Source organism: Arthrobacter sp. H20 (assembly GCF_000520515.1).
Taxonomy (GTDB): Bacteria; Actinomycetota; Actinomycetes; order Actinomycetales; family Micrococcaceae; genus Arthrobacter_D.
On record NZ_KI914728.1, the window covers coordinates 21,578 to 25,761 of the forward strand.

General features: G+C 68.3%; 2 protein-coding genes. Both read right to left on the reverse strand.

The genetic code is table 11. The annotated features are described in order from the left end of the window. Nucleotides 1-1,541: hypothetical protein (locus Y703_RS18990; protein ID WP_216698881.1), on the reverse strand; the 1,541-nt coding region annotated here is incomplete at its 3' end. Then, the gene (locus Y703_RS22375; RefSeq protein ID WP_253907986.1) at nucleotides 1,541-2,326 is read right to left on the reverse strand and encodes a baseplate J/gp47 family protein; all 786 of its coding nucleotides are present in this window, start codon (nucleotides 2,324-2,326) and stop codon (nucleotides 1,541-1,543) included. The genes Y703_RS18990 and Y703_RS22375, both read right to left, overlap by 1 nt. Nucleotides 2,327-4,184 lie beyond the last annotated feature (1,858 nt).

Here is a 4,184-nt window from a genome sequence, read left to right on the forward strand (position 1 = left end):
TTGCCGTTCCCGCCGCTGGCGAAGAGGAATCTCGACAGACCGCGGTGGAGCCGCGGCCGGTGGTCGGCCGGCAGGTACAGCAGCCACGATGCGCTGGTCCGGTCCCGGGCGAAGTCGGACGTGCCGCTGGCCCAGTCCGGGTCGGCGATCCCCGTCATCGGGCTTCCAGCGGCGTCGTAGGCGGTGAGCAGCAGGTTATCGACGCTGACAACACCCTCGATGTCGATCAGGCGGTTGAGGATGTCCGACACGCGCAACTCGCCCCGGAGCTCGGTATCGCTGGGCCCCTCCGCCGTGAGGAAGCCGTTCACCAGCTCCGGACCGTCGAAGATCGCCTCGACGGCCGCACCGGCGGCGCGCAGCTCGTCAAGCGAGAAGAACTCGACGGGCGGATCAAGGTAACGCTCGATCTCGTACCAGATCCGGGCCTGAACGAGGTCGATGTCGGCGGTGGGCTCGACTTCGACATCAGCGCACACGGCGATCTCTGCGATCCCGACGAGCTCTACCCGGGCGAAGTCCTCGTCGAGATTGCGGTGCGACCCGACCACCGAGGTCGCCGAGCGGACCGCCGCGTCGATGATCGACAGCTTGCCGCGGTATGGATCGACGAAGCCCTCGGGCGTCGCGTCACCGAGCCAGGCGAGCAGCTCCGTCACCGTCGTCTGACGCCGGACGGCGCCGTCTCCGAACAGCCGCACCGAGGCGTTCCCGATGGCGATCGTGGTGCTGTCCGCGAGTTCGATCCCGTAGTCGATGTAGAAGGCCTCGAACCAGTGGTTGCGCAGCTCGGCATCGTCCACCGGGACCGTGCCCGACGTCGTGCGATGTGGGCCGGTAACGCTGAGCGTGAACTGGTCCTTGTCCCCTGCCAACCGCTGTCGTTCATCCCGGCGGGCTAGGCCCCACTCGGGGAAGCGCACCTCGATCGTGAGCGGACGGCGGCGGCCTTCAGTGTCGGTCACCGTCCTCCGGCGGACGATTTTGCGGTCATTCAGGTCGCCGAAGGTCGCGTCGGCCTCGAGTTCGAGGAGCACGGAGTACAGGCCACGCGGCTCGACGCGCACCATTCCGGTTGCGGGGTCGCTACGCTGCGACGGATCATGGGCCAGCACAAACGCGCCGTTTTCGCACCACGCGAAGAACGGTGCGTCGGCGCAGGCGCCGCACCGCACCCAGGCGTTGCGCACCGGGTCGACGTCGATGAGGAGTCGCCGGACATCCTCGACCGTGGTCGGGTTGACGGTGAGGATCGTGCGCGCAGTGTAGAAGGCCTGGTCCGGGTACGGGTCGGAGGCCGACGCATCCTTAGCCGACGACGCGAGGATGTCCTCGATCGGGAAGCCGGTGCGGTGCGCCAGTTCGGTGATCGTATAGGCCAGAGCCTCGAGGATCGAGATGCCCGGATCGTGCGTGTTGTAATCGGTCCAGTCGTCGCTGCCGGCCTGCTCGATGTGGCCGATGCCCTCCCTGCGCAGTCGATAGAAGTCCTCCGCAGCACGCAGCCCGCCGGACGTCTCAGGGGCGGGGACCGGGGACATCAGCCGACCGCCGTCGCGCAATCGCAGTACTCGGGGACGAGCACCTCATCCGGGTGGATCGGGTGGACCCCGTGCTGGTTCGGGGGCGTGGAGACGAGGATCGAGATCGCCCGGGACCCGGTCACCTCCTCGAGGTCTGGACCGTCGGCGGTGACGCCCGGCAGCCGGCGGAACAGGCGGACGTCGCTCACGAAGTCGACGTAGCTGCGTTCCTCGACGAAGTTGACCAGCACCGACTTGTGCACGGTGCCGTTGAACGTCGGTCGTGCGTCGCCGCGGAACGCCCAGGGCGAAAGGAACTGGGTCATCTCGCGCTTGAGCCTGGTCGTGTGGAACGCCTCGTCGACACCGGAGCGGAACCGGACGCGCAGGTCGACCCGGACCTCCTCGAACTGCGGGTTGCGCACGTGCAGTCGGGCGAAGCATGACATGCGCCTGGTGAGGAACGATTCGATCTCGCCGAGCACACGCAGGCTGGTGAACGGGCGCAGCGGGTCGCGTGGATTGGGGACGGCGAGGTCGGGGATGGTCACGACCGTCACATGCCCGGCTGCAAGTTCGCGATAGACACCGGACCCACTCGAGCTCGGCTCGTACTGGGTGTGGTTCAGGCAGCGCGCCTGGAAGACCGCGGGGAACGCCTCAAGGATCAGGTGCTCGTAATCCCACAGGGTGATCGCGCGATTCTTGTGGCGAAGCCGTTCGGACGCCCGTGCGGCGAAACCGCCGTCGGTCTCAAGCGGACGGCCGCCGAAGGTAGGGAATGGCTGGGCGACGCTTTTCACTGCCGCCACGGGAGGGTCGGGCTTGGTGATGGTGCCGGCCGGCAGCTCGGAGGTGTGGGAGGTCGAGCAGTTGTCCAGCACTTCGTACGTGGCCCGCAGCGCCTGGGCGGCGACGGTTTCCAGGCGGCACACCGCGTCGCTNCCGAAGTGGCGGCGAGCCGGATCCAGTACACCCCGGCCGGCAGCAGGGTGTGCGCGGTCGTAGCGTCTTCCGGGACGGCGAGCGTGACGATACCCGTAGCGAGCAGTCCGTGGGAGCCGTCGACGACCGCGCCGGCCGCGAAGTGCACCCACTCGTCTCCACGCAGGTAGGTCCAGTCGATGTGCCGCCCGGGCTTGACCACGAGGGGGTTCGCAGTGCCGTCCACTACCTGGAACAGCAGTGCCAGGTTCTGCGGGGGGTGCAGGTCGCGCACCCCGATGTACAGTTCCGCTTCGGTTGGGTCGGTCCCTGCCCGGAACTGGGGCAGCAGCGGCACGCTGGACAGGCCCGGCCCCAGTGTCGGTTCGACATGACCGAACGGAGCGACGTGGATGAACCGGCCGCGGCACTCCGAGGGCCCGGACAAATCGATCTGCTGCGTGGCGGTGTAGTCGAGCGTGAGCGAGCTGAGCGTCGGCAGTACCGGTGCGGTCGGCGGGTCACCCTCGCCGACGGCGACCCATTCGGCGAGGGCGATGGGGTAGGCATCGGTGCCGTACCCGCCGCTGAGCCTGAACCGGATGAAGCCCGAACGGGTAGCCGTCGAGTACTGCACGTCCGGTGTGACGTCTGGAATGCCGATCGGGGGCTGGGGGATCCCGCCGAGCAGCGGACGGCCGCCGAAGGTAGGGAATGGCTGGGCGACGCTTTTCACTGCCGCCACGGGAGGGTCGGGCTTGGTGATGGTGCCGGCCGGCAGCTCGGAGGTGTGGGAGGTCGAGCCGTTGTCCAGCACTTCGTACGTGGCCCGCAGCGCCTGGGCGGCGACGGTTTCCAGGCGGCACACCGCGTCGCTCGCCGAAGTGGCGGCGAGCCGGATCCAGTACACCCCGGCCGGCAGCAGGGTGTGCGCGGTCGTAGCGTCTTCCGGGACGGCGAGCGTGACGATACCCGTAGCGAGCAGTCCGTGGGAGCCGTCGACGACCGCGCCGGCCGCGAAGTGCACCCACTCGTCTCCACGCAGGTAGGTCCAGTCGATGTGCCGCCCGGGCTTGACCACGAGGGGGTTCGCAGTGCCGTCCACTACCTGGAACAGCAGTGCCAGGTTCTGCGGGGGGTGCAGGTCGCGCACCCCGATGTACAGTTCCGCTTCGGTTGGGTCGGTCCCTGCCCGGAACTGGGGCAGCAGCGGCACGCTGGACAGGCCCGGCCCCAGTGTCGGTTCGACATGACCGAACGGAGCGACGTGGATGAACCGGCCGCGGCACTCCGAGGGCCCGGACAAATCGATCTGCTGCGTGGCGGTGTAGTCGAGCGTGAGCGAGCTGAGCGTCGGCAGTACCGGTGCGGTCGGCGGGTCACCCTCGCCGACGGCGACCCATTCGGCGAGGGCGATGGGGTAGGCATCGGTGCCGTACCCGCCGCTGAGCCTGAACCGGATGAAGCCCGAACGGGTAGCCGTCGAGTACTGCACGTCCGGTGTGACGTCTGGAATGCCGATCGGGGGCTGGGGGATCCCGCCGAGCGGGTTGCTTGCAGTGTCGACTGGCATCCCATCGTCCAGCGACTCCCAGTTGCCCGCGGCAAGGTACTCGGCGCTCACCGTCGGAGGGTCCCCGTGGGGGATCGGCGGGGTCATGAACGCCAGGTTGACCGTTACTGACTTCGGCGATTTCTGGAACACCTCCTTGGAGCCGATCAGCAGCGAGCTGTTGG